We start from the raw sequence: 19284 nt of genomic DNA, 5'->3' as shown, positions 1-19284 counted from the left end.
GGGACCAGGCCTCTACCTCGGGGGACCGGGCCTCTACCTCGTGGGACCGGGCCCCTACCTCGCGCGACCGCCGGCTCCGGCTCGGTGGCCCCCGGCGGGTGCTCAGAGGCGGCCGGCCGCCTTGAGCGCGAGGTAGGTGTCGGCGAGGCGGGGGGCGAGGTCGTCGGGGAGGGCGTCGACGACCTCGACGCCGCGCTGGCGCAGGACCGTCGTCACGGCGGCGCGCTCGATCTCGCCGCGCGCGGCGGCCGCGGCGTCGTACACCTCGGCGGTCCCGGTGCGGTCGTCGCGCAGGGCGGCGACCTCGGGGTCGCCCGCCGCGGCGAGCACGACCTGGTGCTTGGCCGTGAGCTGCCCGACGACGGGCAGCAGCCCGGACTCGACGGCGGCGGCGTCGAGCGTCGACAGGAGCACGACGAGCGCGCGCTGCGACAGGCGCTCGTGGACGGTGCCGACGAGGCCGGGCCAGTCGGTCTCGAGGAGCGCGGGCTCGAGCGGCGCGAGGGCGTCCGCCATGGCGGGCATGAGGCGCGGCCCGGCGGCCCCTGCGACGCGCGAGCGCACGGTGCGGTCGTAGGCGACGAGCTCGACGCGGTCCCCGGCGCGCCCCGCGAGGGCGGCCAGCAGGAGCGCCGCCTCGATGCTCGCGTCGAGGCGCGGCGCGTCCCCGACGCGCGCCGCGGACGTGCGGGACGTGTCGACGACGATGAGCACGCGGCGGTCGCGCTCGGGCCGCCACGTGCGCACGACCATGTCCCGGCCGCGCGCCGACGCCCGCCAGTCGATGGAGCGGACGTCGTCGCCGAGCACGTACTCGCGCAGCGAGTCGAACTCGGTGCCCTCGCCGCGCACCTGCACCGCGGCGCGCCCGTCCATCTCGCGCAGGCGCGCGAGGCGGCTCGGGAGGTGGCGTCGCGACGCGAACTCGGGGAGCACGCGCAGCCGCCCGGGCACGGGGATCGACGCCTGGCGCGCGGCGAGCCGCAGCGGGCCGAACGAGCGGATCGTCACGCGGTCCGCGACGCGCTCGCCGCGGCGCGTCGGGACGAGCACGGTCGTCACGCGCGTCGCCTCGCCGGGCGGCAGGTCGACGGCGTGCCGGTTGACCTGCGTCCCCGCGGACGGCGGCCACGCGTCGCGCACGAGCGCGCGCAACCGCCGCGGGGCGAGGTTCGTCAGCGTGAGCCGGGACGCCGTCGCGTCGGTGAGCCGCACGGAGCCCGCGACGCGCCGCTCGATCGCGACGCGCCGCGGGGACGCCGCGAGGGCCGCGTCGAGCACGCACAGCGCGACGACGAGCAGCGTCCACACGAGCACCGTCCCCGGCACGGGGACGAGCAGCACGGGGACGATCCCGAGCGCCGCCAGCACGACGGCGCGCCACGTCAGGGCCACGAGCGACGCCTCAGCGGGGGACGGGGACGGACGCGAGCACGGTGTCCAGCACGCTCTCGGCCGTCACGCCCTCCAGCTCGGCCTCGGGCCGCAGCTGCACGCGGTGGCGCAGCGTGGGGTGCGCGAGGGCCTTGACGTCGTCCGGCGTCACGTAGGAGCGGCCCGAGAGCCACGCCCACGCGCGCGACGTGGCGAGCAGCGCCGTCGCACCGCGCGGGGACACGCCCAGCGACAGCGAGGGGGAGTGGCGCGTCGCGCGGCACACGTCGACGGCGTAGCCGAGCACCTCGCGCGCGACCTGGACGCGCGCGACCTCCGCGCGGGCGCGGTCGAGCACGTCGCGCCCGGCGACGGCGCGCACCCCGGCGCCCGCGAGGTCGCGCGGGTTGAAGCCGGCGGCGTGCCGTGCGAGCACCTCGACCTCCTGCTCGCGCTCCGGCAGCGGCAGCACGACCTTGAGCAGGAAGCGGTCGAGCTGCGCCTCGGGCAGCGGGTACGTGCCCTCGTACTCGACGGGGTTCTGCGTCGCGATGACGAGGAAGGGGTCGGGCAGCGGGCGCGGCGTGCCGTCGACCGAGACCTGCCGCTCCTCCATGGCCTCCAGGAGCGACGCCTGGGTCTTGGGAGGCGTGCGGTTGATCTCGTCGGCGAGCAGCAGGTTCGTGAAGACCGGCCCCTCGCGGAACGAGAACTCGGCGGTCCGCGCGTCGTACACGAGCGAGCCCGTGACGTCGCCGGGCATGAGGTCGGGCGTGAACTGCACGCGCTTCGTGCCGAGGTCGAGCGACGCGGCGAGCGTGCGCACGAGCAGCGTCTTGGCGACGCCGGGCACGCCCTCGAGCAGCACGTGGCCCTTGCAGAGCAGCGCGATGAGCAGGCTCGTCACGGCGCCGTCCTGCCCGACGACGGCCTTGCCGACCTCGCTGCGGACGGCGGCGAGCGCCTGCCGCAGCTCGGGCGACGGCGCGGGCGGGGCGTCGTGCACCGGTGCGGGGGTCGCGGTCGGGGTCGGCGCGGCGGGCGCGTGGCCCTGGCCGTACGGCGTCTGCGGGGCGGGTGCCTGCGGTCCGGGCCGGTGCGCGGGCTGGCCGGCGGCCGCGCTCACGCGGTCGGCGACGCCCGGGTCCTGGGCGGGCGGCGCGTAGCGGTCGGGCTGCGGCACGGAGCCGTCGGGGTGGTGCGTCACGAGTGGTAGACCTCGCTCTCGATCCGGTCAAGGTGACGCGCGAGCTCGAGCAGCGCCGCGTCGTCGGCGGGTGGTGGTCCGTACAGGAGCTGGGCGACCTGGTCGCCCGGCCGACCCGTCGCGCGGGCGACGGCGTCGACGACGGTGGGGGCGTCGGCCGAGCGGGGCAGGCCGAGGCGGTGCGCGAGGCGGTCGGCGGCGCCCGCGCGCAGCCCGGCGGCGGCGTGACCGCGCGCGCCGGCGCGCCGGTAGAGGCGGCCGCGGCCGCGCGTCGTCTCGGCGGCGCGCACGACGACCGGCAGGTCCTCGGTGACGAGAGGGCCGAGCCGGCGGCCGCGCCACAGCACGACCACGAGCAGCACGACGAGCCCCTGGAGGGCGACGACGCCGAACCACGGCGGCAGGGACAGGCCGGGGGTCGTGCTCCCGTCGTCGGCGAGCGACGTGTCGAACGGGTCGGGCACGAGCCACACGAGACGGTCGTGCGCGCCGAGCGTCCAGAGCGCGAGCGCGGCGTTGCCGTCCTCGGTGACCGAGTCGTTGCGCAGGACGGCGGGCGTGTCCACCGCGCGCACCGTGCGCCCGTCGGCCTCGTGCACGAGGTAGGCGCCCAGGGACGGGTCGTCGGGGGAGGGGAAGCAGAGGACGGTCGCGTCGTCGAGCGCGACGAAGCCGACACCGTCGGAGCGGATCGAGCCCGCGGCCTGCGCGGCCGGGTCCGCGCAGCGCGCCGGTCGTGCCGACCCGCCGGAGCCCCAGTCGTACGCGAGCTCCGCGCCGCCGTCGGTCGCGGCGGCGAGCAGGTGGTCGGGCGGCGCGACGAGCACGAGGTCCGCGGGGGTCCCGACGAGCGCGTCCACCTGCTCGTCGAGCAGGTAGTCGCCCTGCGCGACGAGGAGCGTGCCGCCCTCCTCGGCGGCGCGCACCGCCTCGGCGACCGTGCGCACGTAGGTGACCTCGACGCCCTGGTCGCCCAGCACCTGCGCGACCGCGCGCGCCCCGGCGGGGCCCGGGTTGTCGGGTGCGAGCGGTGTGGCCGACGTCGCGGGGCGCGCGAGCGCCGTCAGCCCGGCGAGCAGCAGCAGCGCGCCGACGACGGCGACGGGCCAGCGCGCCCGGCGCCAGCGGCTGCTGGCCCGCGAGCGGGCGGTCGTGCCGTCGCCGACGACGGGCACGTAGGCGGTCGTCACGGCTCGCGGGTCGCCCGCCGCGCCTGCGGAGGGCGGTGCGGAGGACGTCGTCGGGGCGCTCATGCGCCGTCACCGGGCGCGGACACGGCGAGCTCCGCACGGAGCGCAGGGCGCGTCGCGAGCGTCCGCTCGTCGAGCGCGCGCAGGAAGGCGTCCGCCTCCGGGCCGACGGTCACGGCGCCGTACGCGACGTCGTCGAACAGGTGCGCGCCGCGCTCGAGCCCGTCCGCGACGTCGGGCAGGCGCTCGCCCGCCGTCCGTGCGGCCTCCCACGCGGTCCGTCCGGGACGCGGGTCGAGGACCGCGCGCTCCTCCAGCGAGCGCACGACGCCGCGGAAGCGTTCGAGCGCGGCGGTCGCCCAGTCGGCGCGGGCCGCGGCGGCGTCGGCCGCGGCCCGCATCTCGGCCGCGGTGCGCGCGTCGTCGTCGAGCACGACCACCGAGGCCTTCGCCCGGCGCGACAGGCGCACCGGACCGGCGACCCAGTAGGCCACCGCCGCGACCAGGGCGACCGCCACGACGACGACCACCGCGGTCAGCGGGCCGCCCAGGTCGAGCGTGGGCGCGCCGTCGAACAGTCCCTGGAGCCACTCGAGGAACCGCTGCAGGAGCGACGGGTCCGTGCGGTACTCCGGCCCGGCGAGCTCGCCGACGAGCCACCGCCGGGCCTCGTCGGCACCGGGCTGCACGGGCACGTCGGCCGCGAGCGACCGCACGGTCATGCGGGCGGCTGCTCGCTCGCCGCCGCGGCGAGCTCGACGTCCAGGCCCTCGCGGCGCATGCGCACGTCGATGTAGAGCAGGGCGACGATGCAGCCCAGGAAGACCGAGGTGAGAATCATCGAGAGCGCGACGCCGATCGCCTGCACGAGGTGGTACAGGAAGGTCTGACCCGCCATGAGCAGGAACGACGCGGCGAGGCTCGCGGGGTACGCGACGATGCCGGAGACGAAGCTCATCGCCACGAGGGCGAGCAGGTAGATGCCGAACAGCCGCCAGAAGCTGCCGCGGGTGAGCAGCCACGCCCGCTTGACCGTCTGCCAGAACGGCTGCCCCTCCAGCGCCAGGGCGGGAGGGACGAGGCCGGTCCGCGTCCCCACCCAGACGAGGAGCACGGGCCAGGCGAGCAGGGCGACGACGATGAGGAACGCGCCGAGCCCCTCGGAGACCGCGAAGCCCGCGACGACGAGGAGCGTGGCCAGGCCGAGCGCCACGGACGCGACCAGGCCGGTCAGCAGGGGGAAGGCGATGAGGAACCACGTGCGCCGTCCGACCTGGGACCAGACCTCGCCGACGCCGGCCTTGCGCCCGATCGCGGACTGGCCGACGGAGACCGTGAGGAGACCCGCGATGATCGGCGCGGCGAAGAACGTGGTCACCTGGATGCCGAGGGAGCTCGCGAGCGTCGTGGCGAAGCTCTCGTCGAAGCCGGGGAAGGTGGCCTCGTCCAGCACGACGTCGAAGTACTGGGCGACGTAGCCGGAGAACGCCCAGCCGAGGAAGGTGCCGAGCAGCGTCGCCACCACGACGACGAGCGCGCTCATGCCGAGCACGACCCGGGGGTTGTGGCGGATCGCGCCGAACGCGCCGTCGAAGATCTCGCCGAGCGACAGCGGGCGCAGCGGGATGATGCCGGGCTTCGCCGCGGCCGGCGCGTAGGGCGCGCCCGCGAGGCCGGGCGGCGGGCCGTAGCCCGGTGCGCCGTACTGCTGCTGCCCGTACTGGCCCTGCCCGAACTGCTGCTGGCCGTAGCCGGGCTGCTGGCCATAACCGGGCTGCTGGCCGTAGCCGGGCTGCTGACCGTAGCCGGGCTGGCCGTACCCCGGCTGCTGCTGGCCGTAGCCGGGCTGCTGGCCGTAGCCCGGCTGGCCGTACCCCGGCTGTCCCGGAGCGGCGCCGGGCGCACCCCACGCGCCGGGTGCGGGCGGCTGGTCCGTCGGCGGCTGCTGACCGGGCTCCTGGCCGGGCGCGTACTGGCCGTACCGCGGCTGGGGTGCCGACGAGCCGGGCGCACCGTAGCCGGGGGCGCCGTACGAGGGCGCGCCCCAGCCGCTCGCGTCGCCGCCCGGACCGGGCGCGGCGGGCGGCGTGGGGCCGGGGGCCGCCGTCGGGTCGGGCGTGGCACCGTCCGGCGTGCCGGAGGTGTCGGGTGTGCTCATGTGCTCGTGGTCCCCCGCGATCGGCTCGGGCGTCGGTCCAGGCCGCCGGGCGAAGATCGGCAACGGCGGCGAGGCCACCCTAGTACGCGGCCCTGCGCGGCGGCCGACCGGCTCGCGCCGCCGGGTGCGCCCCGCCCGCGGGTTCACCCTCGCCGCGGGGCCCGGCCGCCCCGACGTCGGGCCCGTCGATGGCAAGATGTCCGCATGAAGGTTCGTGTGCTCGTGGTGGACGACGACACCGCCCTGGCCGAGATGATCGGCATCGTCCTGCGCTCCGAGGGCTTCGAACCGGTGTTCTGCGCGGACGGCGACCTCGCGCTCGAGACGTTCCGCACCACGCAGCCGGACCTGGTCCTGCTCGACCTCATGCTCCCGGGCAAGGACGGCACGGAGGTGTGCCGCCTCATCCGGGCGGAGTCGGGCGTCCCGATCATCATGCTCACCGCGAAGAGCGACACGGTCGACGTCGTGCTCGGCCTGGAGTCGGGTGCCGACGACTACATCTCCAAGCCGTTCAAGCCCAAGGAGCTCGTCGCCCGCATCCGGGCGCGCCTGCGCCGCACGGAGGAGCCCGCCCCCGAGCACCTGTCCATCGGCGACGTCGAGATCGACGTCACGGGGCACCGCGTCTCGCGCGGTGGCGAGCAGGTGTCCCTGACCCCGCTCGAGTTCGACCTCCTCGTCGCGCTCGCGCGCAAGCCGTGGCAGGTCTTCACGCGCGAGGTGCTCCTCGAGAAGGTCTGGGGCTACCGGCACGCGGCGGACACGCGGCTCGTCAACGTCCACGTGCAGCGCCTGCGCTCGAAGATCGAGCACGACCCGGAGAACCCGGAGATCGTCCTCACGGTGCGCGGCGTCGGCTACAAGGCGGGCGCGACGCGCACGTGAGCACGACGGCCGGCTCCGCCGACGGGCGCGGGCGAGGGCTCTGGCGCCGCGTCCGGCGCCGGGCGCGCGCGACCGTCCGCCGCGTGGTGTGGCGCTGGCGCTCGTCGATGCAGCTCCGTGTCGTCACGTCGGCGCTCGTCGTCGGCGTGCTGACCGTCGGGGCGCTCGGCGCCTACCTCACCGACGCCATGCGCGACGGCCTCTACGAGCGGCGCGCCGCCGAGCTCGACCAGGAGAGCGCCCAGTCCACGCAGCAGGCGCGCCGCACGCTCGACGCGTCGCCCGCGTCGACGCCGACCGAGGCCCAGTCGCTCCTCTTCGACCTCTTCTCCATGCTCCAGACGACCGGGTCGTCGCGCGACGTCTTCCTCTGGCAGTCCGGCGGGTCGGGCACGGTCGGCTTCCTCGACCAGTCGACCGACCAGCAGCTCGACGGCCTCGTGTCGCCCGAGATGCGCGCGGCGACCGTCGCGGCGGACGGCGAGCAGTACCTCCAGTCGGTGGCGATCCCGGTCGACCCGGCGCACCCGGAGTCGTCGGGGGTGGTGCCCGGCATCGTCGTGGGCTCGACCGTCGAGGTGCCGGTCGCGGGCACGTACGAGCTCTACTACCTCTACGACCTCGAGGCCGACCAGGAGACGCTGCGCTTCCTCCAGTCGGTCCTGCTCGTCGGGGCGCTCGTGCTGCTCGCCCTGCTCGTCGGCATCACGGCGCTCGTCACGCGCCAGGCGGTGCTCCCGGTGCGCCAGGCCGCGAGCGTCGCGGAGCGGCTCGCGGACGGCCGGCTCGACGAGCGGCTCCCGGTCAAGGGGCACGACGAGATGGCGTCCCTCGCGCACTCGTTCAACGAGATGGCGCAGAGCCTCCAGGAGCAGATCGGGCGCATGGAGGAGCTGTCGATGCTCCAGCGCCGGTTCGTCTCGGACGTGTCCCACGAGCTGCGCACGCCGCTCACCACGATCCGCATGGCCTCCGAGGTGCTGCACGCGTCGCGCGAGGACTTCGACCCGGTCTCGCGGCGCTCGACCGAGCTCCTGCAGGCCCAGCTCGACCGGTTCGAGGACCTGCTCGCCGACCTGCTCGAGATCAGCCGGTTCGACGCCGGCGCCGCGATCCTCGACGCCGAGCGGCGCGACCTGCGCGACGTGGTGAACGCCGCCGTCGACCACGCCGCTCCGCTCGCCGAGCGCAAGGGCGTGTGGCTGTCGGTCCACCTCGGCGACGAGCCCGTCACGGCCGACATCGACCCGCGGCGCGTCGAGCGCATCGTGCGCAACCTCGTCGTCAACGCCATCGAGCACGCCGAGGAGCGGCCGGTCGAGATCACGGTCGACGGCGACGGGCACGCCGTCGCGGTGACGGTCCGCGACCACGGGGTCGGGATGACGACCGACGAGGTCCAGCACGTGTTCGACCGCTTCTGGCGCGCGGACCCCGCTCGCGCCCGCACGACCGGCGGCACCGGCCTCGGGCTCGCGATCTCCCTGGAGGACGCGCACCTGCACGGCGGGTGGCTCGAGGCGTGGGGCCGCCCTGGCCGGGGCGCGAGCTTCCGGCTCACGCTCCCGCGGCGCGCCGGGATCCGGCTCCAGTCGTCCCCCCTGCCGCTCGTCTCCGAGGCGGCCACCGGCCGCGGGCTGCCCGCGGAGTGGAGCGTGCGGACGCCGGTCGTCGAGGACGTCGAGGGGACGGCGGGCCCAGCCGACCTGCCGTCGGTCACGGGCGGCATCCCCGTCGTCATCCCGCGCGACCACGCGCCCCAGCCCGGCCGGGCGACGGTGCCCGGCTCCGGCGGCGGTCCGGCCGCCGGCCCCGACGACGTCCAGGAGGGGCGATGACCACGACGGGGACCGTGCGGCGTCCGACCGCGGGGCAGGCGGACCTGCGGCGCCGGGTCGGGCGCGCGCTCGCGGCCGGGATCGCGGCCGTGGGGGTCGCCGCTCTCGCGGCGTGCGCCTCGATCCCCACGTCCGGGCCGGTCGTCGAGGGCGAGGCGACGCCGGAGGACCCGGGCCAGCCGTTCGTCAGCGCCGCCTCGCCCCGTCGCGACGCCTCGCCGGACCAGATCGTCCGCGGCTTCCTGGCCGCCCAGGCCCAGGGCGCGCGCGGCTCGTTCGACGTCGCGTCCGAGTTCCTCACGCGTGACGCGCAGGACGACTGGTCGCCCGTCTCCCAGGTCGCGATCCTCGAGGACGTGCCGCAGCTCGACGTCGACGAGGCCGCGATCGAGGGCGGCACGACGACGGTCCGCGCCACCGCCGACGTCGTGGGCACCGTGGACGAGCGCGGCGTCTACACGGAGCAGGCGCCCGGCCGGACCACCGAGGTCTCCTACGGCCTCGTCCGCGACGCCGACGACCAGTGGCGCATCGACGTGGTCGACGACGGGCTGACGATCACGGCCACGAACTTCGCCCGCACCTTCAAGCAGGCCAACCTCTACTTCCCGACCCTCGACCGGGCCTACCTCGTGCCCGACGCCCGCTGGTTCCCGAGCCGGAACTGGCAGGCGCTCGCGGTCCGCGAGACGCTGCGCGGACCGGCGGACTGGCTCGCGGGGTCCGTCGCGACGGTCGCGCCCGAGGGCACCTCGCTGAGCATCGACTCCGTGCCGCCGGTGGAGGGCAGGGTCGCGGTGCCCCTCACCGACCCGGTGACCGCGGCGTCGCCGGCCGACCGCGCGATGCTCATCGCGCAGCTCCAGGCCTCGCTCGGCGTGCCCGTCGACATCACGGTGGGCGTCGGCGGCTCGGAGCTCTCGGCCGACGACGTCCCGACCATCGGCGTCGCCACCACGCCCGACGAGCCGGTCGTGCTCTCGGGCGACCAGGTCATGAGCCTGGAGGGGCGCACGACGCGGGCGGTGACGTCGGCCGCCCCGCTCGCCGGGCTCCAGCCCACCGCGCTCGCCTTCCGCGGCCGGGCCGACGACGCCACGTACGTCGTGCGGGACGGTGCCGGGCGGCTCGTCACGGCGCCGACGGCAGAGGCCGGGCCCGTCACGCTCCTCACCGGGACGAGCCTCGTCGCGCCGTCGATCGACCGGTTCCAGTACGTGTGGAGCGGCCCGCAGGTGCAGGCAGGGTCGTTGCAGGTCGTGGACCTGCGGGAGGCCGGCAGCGACGCGGCGGTCTCCGAGGTGGCCGCGCCGTGGCTCGACGGGCGCACCGTGATGTCGCTGCGGGTCGCGCCCGACGGCGCCCGGGTGGCCGTCGTCAGCGACTCGGGGTCCGGGGCGCAGGTCCACGTCGCGGGCATCGTCCGCGACGAGACCGGCCGGCCGACCCAGCTCTCCGCACCGGTCCGGGTCGGGCAGCCGATCGCCGCCGCGACACAGGTGACGTGGGTCGACCGCGCGCTCCTCGGGGTGCTCGGCCGGGCGTCCGGGGAGTCCGAGGTCGTCGTCCAGCGGGTGCCCGTCGGGGGACCGACGGTCGCCGCCTCGCCCGTCGAGGGCGCCGTCTCGCTCGCATCGGCCACGGGCGTCGGGACGACGCTCGTCGGGACGAGCGACAGCAGCCTGTACGCCGCGGGCACGTCGAGCCTCTGGACCAAGATCGCCACCGAGGTCCGGTTGCCCACGTACCCCGGCTGAGACGCCGCGCGCCCGGCGGCGCGAGGCGCGCCGGGCGACCACAGGCTCCTGGACGGCGCGGGTCGGGAGCCCGCGGCGCGTGCGTCGTCCACAGGTGGCCGGTCCGCCGGTGCCGGACGGTCGCGCCACCGGGCACGCTGGCCCGGTGCTCCTCGCCGCCCTCGACGACGTCGCCCGCCTCGTCCTGCCCGTCGCGTGCCCCGGCTGCGACGCGCCCGACGTCCGGTGGTGCGAGCCCTGCCTCGCGCCGCTGCGCGCCCCGCTCCGGCGGCGCGAACGTGGGGCGCCCCGCCTCGACCGGCTCGACGGCGTCGCGCCCCTGCCGGTGTGGGCGCCGGCGGCGTACACGGGGCCCGCGCGCGGCGTCGTCGTCGCCTGGAAGGACCGCGGTAGGGCGGACCTCGACCGGCCGCTCGCGGACGCCGCGTGGCGCGCGGGCACCGCGCTGGGGCCGGTGCTCGGAGCCGTGCTCGGGCCGGGGCGTGGTCCCGCGCTCGGGTCTGGGGTCGGGGCGGTCCTGGGGGAGGGGTCCCGGGGGTGCCCGGTGCTCGTCGTCCCGGCTCCGACGACGCGGGCCGCGCGTCGCGCCCGCGGGCGCGACCCCGTCGCCCTGCTCGCGCGTGCGGTCGCCGCCGGCCTCGACGCCTCGGGGACCCCCGCCCGGAGCGCCGCGCTCCTCGTGCACCGCGGGCGCGCCCGGGACCAGGTCGGGCTCGGCTCGCGGGCGCGCGGGGCCCGGCTCGGCACGGTCGCCGTCGCCCCCGGGAAGCTCCTCGAGGCCGGTGCCGGAGGGCTCGTCCGACCGCTCGTCGGACCGTCCGCCGGAGCGCGTCGAGGACGGCGCGGGCGGCGCCCGTCGACCGGTGCACCGGCACCGGTCGTGGCGTGCCTCCTCGTCGACGACGTCGTCACCACGGGAGCGACCCTCGCCGCGTGCGAGAGGGCGCTGACCAGCGCGGGCGCTCTCGTGCTGGGCGCCGTCGCGCTCGCCGCGACCCCGTCGCCGGGCGAACGACGGCGGTCCGCCGGGCAGCCTCCGTGAGGTGCGCGCCGCGGGGGCCGAAGGTCCCCTCGTTCACCTCCCGTTGGTGCTGCCGACACCCCGGACCCGGGGTTAGGCTGAGGGCCAGTCGCCGCGGACGACGGACGTGCAGGACACGTGCGCCGCCGCGCGAGCGTACCGAGCGCGCGGCCCTGCGCCGCAAGGAGGTGGTAGCCCACCGCACCCGGCAGCGGGTGCTCCTACCGAATCCGAACGAGGCGCCCGGACGCACCGGGCCGGGCGTCGCACTAGATCCTCGCGGAGGCTCACATGGAGATCGTCGTCGTCGGCAGGCACACGGAAGTGGCAGACCGCTTCCGCCGGCACGTGGAGGACAAGCTCGCCAAGGTCCAGCAGCTCGCGCCCACGGCGCAGCGCGTGGACGTCGAGGTCACCCACGAGAACAACCCGAGGCTCTCGGGGGTCCGCGAACGCGTCGAGCTCACCGTGCGGGCCAAGGGACCCGTCGTCCGCGCCGAGGCCGCGGCCGACGACCGGTTCGGCGCCCTCGACCTCGCGATGGACAAGCTCGCGGAACGGCTCCGCCGCGCCCGCGACCGTCGCAAGGACCACCGCAACCACACCGTCGTGCCGCCCGTCGACGTGCGTCCCTACGACCCGGCCACGCACGAGGCACCCCCGCCGCCGGCGCCGACCGCGCCGACCGCGCCCGGGGAGGCCGTCGAGACGACGCTCGGCGACTCGCCCGTCGTCATCCGGCAGAAGCTGCACACCGCGGAGCCCATGACGGTGGACGACGCCCTGTACGAGATGGAGATGGTCGGCCACGACTTCTTCCTCTTCGTCGACATCGAGACGTCGCGCCCGTCCGTCGCCTACCGCCGCCGCGGCTGGACGTACGGCGTCGTCGCGCTCGACACGTCCTGCGACTGCGCCGACGCCACGGTCGAGAAGAGCGCCTGACCGCACCCGACGCGCCCGGACCCTCGACGGGTCCGGGCGCGTCGTGCTGTCCGGACCCGTCGTCCGCTGACCGACCCCGCCGCCCGCCGCCCGCCGTCCGCCGTCCGCCGCCGACCAGGCGATCCCGGTCGGCCGAGCAGGTGGTCGTGGCGGGTCCGGCGGCCGGGACGCGCCAGGACCGCCTGCTCGGCGGGGGCGGGTCGGCGTGTGGGTGGGGGCGGGCAGGATCGGAGGGTGGTCGCCACGCCGTCGAGGTCCGAGTCGATGTCCCTGTCCCAGGCGCGCCGTGTCGCGCTCGCCGCGCAAGGGCTGCACCGGGAGCGCCCGGACGTCGCCGCGCGTGCCGGGTCCGGGGGGCGCGCCCCGACGATGCGGCAGGTCCAGGGGGTCATCGACCGCCTGGGGCTCCTCCAGATCGACTCGGTCAACGTGCTCGCGCGGGCGCACCTCATGCCGCTGTACGCGCGGCTCGGCCCGTACGACACGGCGCTGCTCGACCGCGCGGCGGGCCGTGCGCCGCGTCGGCTCGTGGAGACGTGGGCGCACGTCGCGTCCTACGTGCCGCCCAGCACGTGGCCGCTGCTCGAGTGGCGCCGCCGCCGGTACCGCACGGAGGCGTGGGGCACGATCAGCGCGGTCGAGATGAGCCACTCCGAGGCGGTCCAGGACGTGCGGCGTCTCGTCACGGAGCGCGGCCCGATCACGGCGAGCGAGGTGCACGAGATCCTCGAGGCCGAGGGGCGGGCGCACCCGCGCGACCGCTCGCAGTGGGGGTGGAACTGGACGGTCGCGAAGCGCGCGCTCGAGTTCCTCTTCTTCACGGGGGAGATCACGTCCGCGCGCCGCAACGGCGCGTTCGAGCGCTGCTACGACCTCACGGAGCGCGTGCTCCCGCCGGAGGTCGTCGCGGCGCCGCCGGTCGCGGACGCCGACGCCGTCCGGGCGCTGCTCGAGATCGGCGCCCGCGCGCACGGCGTCGGGACGCTGCGCTGCTTCCGCGACTACTTCCGGCTCAAGGGGCCCGCGGTACGGACGGCGCTCGACGAGCTCGTCGAGGCGGGCACCCTGCGCCCGGTGACCGTGCGGGGGTGGGACGAGCCGACCTACCTGCACGCGGACGCGGCGCTCCCGCGGCGCGCGACGGGGACGACGCTGCTTAACCCGTTCGACCCGCTCGTGTTCGAGCGGACCCGCCTCGAGCGGCTGTTCGACGTCCACTACCGGATCGAGATCTACGTGCCCGCGGCGAAGCGGGTGCACGGCTACTACGTCCTGCCCTTCCTCGAGGGCGAGGCGCTCACCGCGCGCGTCGACCTCAAGGCCGACCGTCGGGCCGGGGTGCTGCGCGTGCAGTCGGCGCACCGCGAGCAGGCGGCCGGGCCGCAGACGGCGGCGCGCCTCGCCGCCGAGCTGCACGTGCTGGGCCGGTGGCTCGGGGTGCCGGAGGTCGACGTCGCCCCGGCGGGGGACCTGGCGCCCGCGCTCGCCGCCGAGGTCGCGGCGCACTGACGTCGTCGTTGCCGTCGTCGCTGCCTTCGTCGCCGGCGGCGCCGCCGCCGCGGTCGTCTCGACCGCCGCGTCGGTGGTGGACGAGGCGCCCGGCCCGGGTGGCCCCCGCCGTAGGCTGGCGGACGACGTCGCGGGGGAGAGGTTCGTCGTCGGCGAAACCCGGACGGGACCGGCGCGGCCCCGACTCCCCTACGATGTTGTGTGACGTTGCCGACGTCCGCTGCCGTGCGCGCCCGCGCGGCAGAGCGTCGGCTCTGCTCCCGGACCACCCGGCCCGGGCACCGATCGATACGGGAGTCCTGCGTGCCTTCGATCCTCGACAAGGTCCTTCGCATCGGCGAGGGCCGGATCCTCAAGAAGCTGTCCGGCATCGCCGACCAGGTGAACAAGCTCGAGCCCGGCTTCGAGGATCTCACCGACGAGGAGCTGCGGGAGGAGACCGACCGCTTCAAGGCGCGCCTCGAGGCGGGCGAGACCCTCGACGACCTGCTCCCCGAGGCGTTCGCCGCGGTGCGCGAGGCGTCGCGGCGCACGCTCGGCCAGCGGCACTTCGACGTCCAGCTCATGGGCGGTGCGGCGCTGCACCTCGGCAACATCGCCGAGATGAAGACCGGTGAGGGCAAGACCCTCGTCGCGACGACGGCCGCGTACCTCAACGCGCTCGAGGGCAAGGGCGTCCACGTCGTCACGGTGAACGACTACCTGGCGAAGTACCAGTCCGAGCTCATGGGCCGCGTGTACCGCTTCCTCGGCCTGTCGACCGGCGTCATCCTGTCCGGCCAGACGCCGGCGCAGCGGCGCGAGCAGTACGCCGCCGACATTACGTACGGGACGAACAACGAGTTCGGCTTCGACTACCTGCGCGACAACATGGCGTGGTCCACGGACGACCTCGTGCAGCGCGGCCACAACTTCGCGATCGTCGACGAGGTCGACTCGATCCTCATCGACGAGGCGCGCACGCCGCTCATCATCTCGGGCCCGGCCTCGGGCGACACGAACCGCTGGTTCGGCGAGTTCGCCAAGGTCGTGCGCCGTCTCAACCCCGGGACGGACTACGAGGTCGACGAGAAGAAGCGCACGGTCGGCGTGCTCGAGCCCGGCATCGAGAAGGTCGAGGACTACCTCGGCATCGACAACCTGTACGAGTCGCTCAACACGCCGCTCATCGGGTTCCTCAACAACGCCATCAAGGCGAAGGAGCTCTTCAAGCGCGACAAGGACTACGTCGTGCTCAACGGCGAGGTCATGATCGTCGACGAGCACACGGGCCGCATCCTGCCCGGCCGCCGGTACAACGAGGGCATGCACCAGGCCATCGAGGCCAAGGAGGGCGTGCAGATCAAGGCGGAGAACCAGACGCTCGCCACGATCACGCTCCAGAACTACTTCCGCCTGTACTCCAAGCTCGCGGGCATGACCGGTACCGCCGACACCGAGGCGGCCGAGTTCCAGGGCACCTACAAGCTCGGCGTCGTGCCGATCCCGACGAACCGCCCGATGCAGCGCGTCGACCAGCCCGACCTCGTCTACAAGAACGAGGAGGGCAAGTTCGACGCCGTCGTCGCGGACATCGTCGAGCGCCACGCGCAGGGCCAGCCGGTGCTCGTCGGCACGACGAGCGTCGAGAAGTCGGAGCTCCTGTCGTCCAAGCTGAAGAAGCAGGGCGTGCCGCACGAGGTCCTCAACGCGAAGCAGCACGAGCGCGAGGCGGCGATCGTCGCGCTCGCGGGCCGCAAGGGCGCCGTGACGGTCGCGACGAACATGGCCGGCCGCGGTACGGACATCATGCTCGGCGGCAACGCCGAGTTCATGGCGGTCGCGGACCTCGCGGCGCGCGGCCTGGACGCGGCGGAGAACCCGGAGGAGTACGAGGCCGCCTGGCCCGACGCGCTGGAGAAGGCGAAGGCCGCGGTCGCGGCGGAGCACGACGAGGTCCGCGAGCTCGGCGGTCTCTACGTCCTCGGCACGGAGCGGCACGAGTCGCGCCGTATCGACAACCAGCTCCGTGGTCGTTCCGGCCGTCAGGGCGACCCGGGCGAGTCCCGGTTCTACCTGTCCATGCAGGACGACCTCATGCGCCTGTTCAACTCGACCCTCGCCGAGTCGATGATGAACCGCGCGGGGTTCCCCGACGACGTGCCGCTCGAGTCGAAGATGGTCACGCGCGGCATCGCGAGCGCGCAGGGCCAGGTCGAGTCGCGCAACTTCGAGATCCGCAAGAACGTCCTCAAGTACGACGACGTCCTCTCGCGCCAGCGCACCGTCATCTACGACGAGCGCCGCCGCGTGCTCGAGGGCGAGGACCTGCAGGAGCAGGTGCAGCACTTCCTCACCGACGTGGTCACCGCGTACGTCGAGGGCGCCACGGCCGAGGGCAACCCGGAGAGCTGGGACCTCGAGGGGCTGTGGACCGCGCTCAAGGCGGTGTTCCCCATCTCCATCACGGTGGACGAGGTCGTGGAGCAGGCCGGCGGCGAGACGCGACTCACGAGCGAGATGCTGCTCGAGGAGATCCTCTCGGACGCCCGCATCGCCTACCAGAACCGCGAGGAGCAGCTCGGCGCGGCGAACATGCGCCAGCTCGAGCGTCGCGTGACGCTCTCGGTCCTCGACCGCAAGTGGCGCGAGCACCTCTACGAGATGGACTACCTCAAGGAGGGCATCGGGCTGCGCGCGATGGCGCAGCGCGACCCGCTGGTCGAGTACCAGCGCGAGGGCTTCCAGCTCTTCCAGGCGATGACCGAGGCCATCAAGGAGGAGACGGTCGGGTACCTCTTCAACCTCGAGGTCAAGGTCGCCGAGCCGGGCGCGGCCACGGGCCAGGCGCCGGCGATCTCCGTCGCGGGTGCGGCGCAGGCCGCGCAGTCGGCCGCGGGCCAGGCGCTCGGCGGCGCGGCGGGTGCCGCGTCGGCGGGTGCGGCGGCCGGTCTCGCGGCGGCGGCGCAGCGCGACGCGGCTCCGACGCAGGACGCGCCCGTCGACGGCGCCCCCGTCGCGGACGAGCCGGTCGAGGACGCCTCCGTGGAGGACGCGCCCGTCGAGGACGCGCCGGTCGCGCCGGAGCCGGTGGCGGCACGTGCGGGGGCCGAGGGCCCGGGCGGTGACCGCCCCGGCACGCTCATCGCGAAGGGCCTCGACGGCCCCGACCGCCAGGTCCCGCTGTCGTACACCGCCCCGAGCGAGGACGGCACGGGCCAGGCCGTCGTGTCCGGCGACGCGGGCCGACGCTCGCGCCGCGCGCTGCACGGCGAGGCGACGGCGGTCGAGAGCGACGGCCGGACCTTCCCGGGCACGCCCCGCAACGCGCAGTGCCCGTGCGGCTCCGGCAAGAAGTACAAGGTCTGCCACGGCCAGAACGAGGCCTGACCGGGCACTCGTCCGCCGGGTGCCCTGACGACGACGGCGAGGCGTCCACCTGCGGGTGGGCGCCTCGCCGTCGTCGCACCCGGCCAGGGAAGGCCGTCGGGGCTGTCGGGTCCGGGAAGGGCGTCGTCGTGCCTGGTGCGGGAAGGGCTCAGCCGATCTCGAGCACGACCACGCGCCAGGCTCCGCGGCGCGCCTCCAGCCGCGCCGCGGCGGCGCGGACCCGGTCCCCGTCCTGGACGACGACCGTCCCCTCGGCGACGCCGTCGCCGATGCGCAGGACCCGCGCGCGGCGGACGGCGACCGGGCGGGCCGGGGTCTCGCCCGGGCCGTCGGCCACGAGCCGGGCGCGCCGGGCGAGCGCCTCGTAGATCTCCGGCGACACCCACCGTGCGAGCTGTCCGACCGTGCGTTCGCCCCGGACGACCTCGACCGCAGCCCGGACCACGGCGCAGCACAGCGCGGTCGGGTCCGGCAGCGGCACGGGCGTCGTCGGGCGCCCGAGGGGACGACCCCGGACGACGTGCTGCGGCACGCGGGCCGCCGTCGGGTCGGTCACGTCGACCGTGGCGACGGTCGGGTCGCCGAGGCAGCGGAGCAGCCGCGCCGGCGGGGCGGCTGGGACGCTCGTCGAGCGGAGCGGGCGGACCGTGGCCCCGATCGAGGGCGGGGCCGTCGGTGCGGCCGCAGGTGTCGCGGTGGTGACCGGGGCGTGCGCGCCGGCCAGCAGGGGAGCGGTCATGGTGGGGCTCCTTCGAGGTCGGCTGGGGTCAGGCGGACGGCGCGACGAGGACCTGGCCCGGCCGGACGAGATCGGGGTCCGCGCCCACGACATGGGCGTTCGTCGCGTACCAGCGCTCCACCGCCTCCGCGACCTGCCGGTCGGTGGACCCCGCGGGCAGGTGCCGGGCAGCGATCGACCACAGCGAGTCGCCGCGCACGACGACCACCTCCGGCGCGGTCTCCGGACCGGGCACGTCGCGCGTCACGGCCAGCGCCGCGTCGCGCTGGCGGGCGGCGTCCGACGAGGCCCCCTCCGCGGCGACCGTCGGTCCCGCGGCGCCGGAGGCCTCCGTTCCCTGGCCGACGACGCCCGCCCCGGCGGCGTGCGTCCCTCCGGACTCGGCGGTGTCGCCCGTACCAGCGCTCTCCGCGCTCGTCGACGGCGTCGCGCCGGTCGTTGCGGAGGTGGCACCCTGCGAGCGGTGGGGGTCCTGCGACGTGCCCGCGTCCCCCGGCACCCCGGAGGGCCTCACCGAAGGCGCCGGCACGGACGACGGTGGCACCGAAGACGGCGGCACCGAGGTGACCGGCGCTGGCTGGCCTGGCGCGGCGTCCGCCCGGGTGCTCGACGGACCGCCGGAGCCCGTCGTGGAGCCGTCCGCCGTGGCGGACGAGGTGCCGGGGGTCGTCCGGGACGTCGAAGCGGCGCTCTCCGACGCGCCGTTCCCTGACACCGTGCCCTCGCCCCCGGCGACGGCACCGCTGGGTCGCCACCCGAGATCGACGGCGACGACGCCCGGGTCGTCCGCCGGGGTGGCCGCGTGCGCCGTCCCGCCGGCGACGAGCAGGCCCGCGCCGACGGTGGCGCCGACGGCGGCGCGCGCCGCGTGCCGGACGACGGCCGGCGCCGCGCGGCGCAGGAGGCGTTCTCCCGTCGTCCAGGACCGCCCGGCGGACTCGGCAGCCACGCAGGCCACCGCGACGAGCGCACTGAGCGCGACCCAGAGGGCGGCCAGCGCGCCCACCGACACCGCGCCGAGCTCCACCCAGGGCTCGACGCGGTGCGTCGGGAGCGCGGCGACGAGGTGCAGCGCCCGGAGCGACAGGACGGTCGTCGCGCCGCCCAGGACGAGGACGAGCGCAAGGAGGGCGAGCAGACCCCCGGCTCGTCGGGATGCAGCAGTACCCCGGTCCATCGTTGCCCCCTGCCTGCCGTCGCGCACTCGACGGCTTTTGATGTCGTTTGGTGTCGTTTGATGGCGACACGTCGATCTAAGCGCGCAGGATCGACGCCTGTCCAGGCCCGTC

General features: G+C 75.8%; 14 protein-coding genes and 1 pseudogene. 8 read left to right on the top strand and 7 right to left on the bottom strand.

Annotation, left to right across the window (positions count from 1 at the left end):
- Positions 1-102: 102 nt before the first annotated feature.
- From BJP59_RS12180 to BJP59_RS12160, 5 genes are read right to left on the bottom strand one after another with little or no spacing between them, the layout of a single operon-like run.
- The gene (locus tag BJP59_RS12180) at positions 103-1395 is read right to left on the bottom strand and encodes a DUF58 domain-containing protein (protein WP_194521045.1); all 1293 of its coding nucleotides are present in this window, start codon (positions 1393-1395) and stop codon (positions 103-105) included.
- Between the two features lie 10 nt (positions 1396-1405).
- Positions 1406-2581: an AAA family ATPase gene (locus BJP59_RS12175; protein WP_425291927.1), complete on the bottom strand. Its 1176-nt coding sequence runs from the start codon at positions 2579-2581 to the stop codon at positions 1406-1408.
- Positions 2578-3834 carry a DUF4350 domain-containing protein gene (locus tag BJP59_RS12170; protein ID WP_228485024.1) on the bottom strand — a complete coding sequence of 419 codons (1257 nt, stop codon included), beginning with the start codon at positions 3832-3834 and terminating at the stop codon, positions 2578-2580. Before BJP59_RS12170 ends, BJP59_RS12175 begins: the two co-directional genes overlap by 4 nt.
- Positions 3831-4493: a DUF4129 domain-containing protein gene (locus BJP59_RS12165; protein WP_194521044.1), complete on the bottom strand. Its 663-nt coding sequence runs from the start codon at positions 4491-4493 to the stop codon at positions 3831-3833. Before BJP59_RS12165 ends, BJP59_RS12170 begins: the two co-directional genes overlap by 4 nt.
- Positions 4490-5929: a hypothetical protein gene (locus BJP59_RS12160; RefSeq protein ID WP_194521043.1), complete on the bottom strand. Its 1440-nt coding sequence runs from the start codon at positions 5927-5929 to the stop codon at positions 4490-4492. Before BJP59_RS12160 ends, BJP59_RS12165 begins: the two co-directional genes overlap by 4 nt.
- Before the next feature lie 204 nt (positions 5930-6133).
- Here BJP59_RS12160 and mtrA point away from each other — a divergent pair, with 204 nt between their 5' ends.
- The 8 genes and pseudogenes from mtrA to BJP59_RS20415 all read left to right on the top strand — a co-directional run bounded on the left by mtrA (position 6134) and on the right by BJP59_RS20415 (position 17256).
- Positions 6134-6817 carry an MtrAB system response regulator MtrA gene (mtrA, locus tag BJP59_RS12155; protein WP_034655451.1) on the top strand — a complete coding sequence of 228 codons (684 nt, stop codon included), beginning with the start codon at positions 6134-6136 and terminating at the stop codon, positions 6815-6817.
- Positions 6818-6924: 107 nt separating this feature from the next.
- Positions 6925-8655 (top strand): MtrAB system histidine kinase MtrB, encoded by a 1731-nt coding sequence (gene mtrB / locus BJP59_RS12150; RefSeq protein ID WP_194523037.1) that lies wholly within the window; start codon positions 6925-6927, stop codon positions 8653-8655.
- Positions 8652-10412 carry an LpqB family beta-propeller domain-containing protein gene (locus BJP59_RS12145; RefSeq protein ID WP_194521042.1) on the top strand — a complete coding sequence of 587 codons (1761 nt, stop codon included), beginning with the start codon at positions 8652-8654 and terminating at the stop codon, positions 10410-10412. Before mtrB ends, BJP59_RS12145 begins: the two co-directional genes overlap by 4 nt.
- A 145-nt stretch (positions 10413-10557) precedes the next feature.
- Entirely contained in the window at positions 10558-11454 is an 897-nt protein-coding gene (locus BJP59_RS12140; RefSeq protein ID WP_194521041.1) for a ComF family protein, read from the top strand.
- A 270-nt stretch (positions 11455-11724) separates the two neighbouring features.
- Positions 11725-12378 (top strand): ribosome hibernation-promoting factor, HPF/YfiA family, encoded by a 654-nt coding sequence (hpf, locus tag BJP59_RS12135; protein ID WP_061267518.1) that lies wholly within the window; start codon positions 11725-11727, stop codon positions 12376-12378.
- A 264-nt stretch (positions 12379-12642) separates the two neighbouring features.
- Positions 12643-13887, top strand: coding sequence for a winged helix-turn-helix domain-containing protein (locus BJP59_RS12130; RefSeq protein ID WP_194521040.1), 1245 nt, complete (start codon positions 12643-12645; stop codon positions 13885-13887).
- A 303-nt stretch (positions 13888-14190) separates the two neighbouring features.
- Positions 14191-16687 (top strand): annotated as a pseudogene (gene secA, locus BJP59_RS12125) (preprotein translocase subunit SecA); the annotation flags it as partial.
- A 224-nt stretch (positions 16688-16911) separates the two neighbouring features.
- Positions 16912-17256, top strand: a complete 345-nt coding sequence (locus BJP59_RS20415) for an SEC-C metal-binding domain-containing protein (RefSeq protein WP_442861547.1) — start codon at positions 16912-16914, stop codon at positions 17254-17256.
- A gap of 148 nt (positions 17257-17404) precedes the next feature.
- Here the strand turns inward: BJP59_RS20415 and BJP59_RS19810 are convergent, their stop codons facing one another.
- Complete coding sequence (locus BJP59_RS19810) at positions 17405-17995, bottom strand: Rv3235 family protein (RefSeq protein WP_228485023.1); 591 nt, start codon at positions 17993-17995, stop codon at positions 17405-17407.
- A gap of 28 nt (positions 17996-18023) precedes the next feature.
- The gene (locus tag BJP59_RS12115) at positions 18024-19199 is read right to left on the bottom strand and encodes a LysM peptidoglycan-binding domain-containing protein (protein WP_194521039.1); all 1176 of its coding nucleotides are present in this window, start codon (positions 19197-19199) and stop codon (positions 18024-18026) included.
- Between the last annotated feature and the right edge of the window lie 85 nt (positions 19200-19284).

This window comes from Cellulosimicrobium sp. JZ28, assembly GCF_015327065.1.
Lineage (GTDB): Bacteria > Actinomycetota > Actinomycetes > Actinomycetales > Cellulomonadaceae > Cellulosimicrobium > Cellulosimicrobium funkei.
This window is presented reverse-complemented; position numbering and strand designations above follow the sequence as displayed.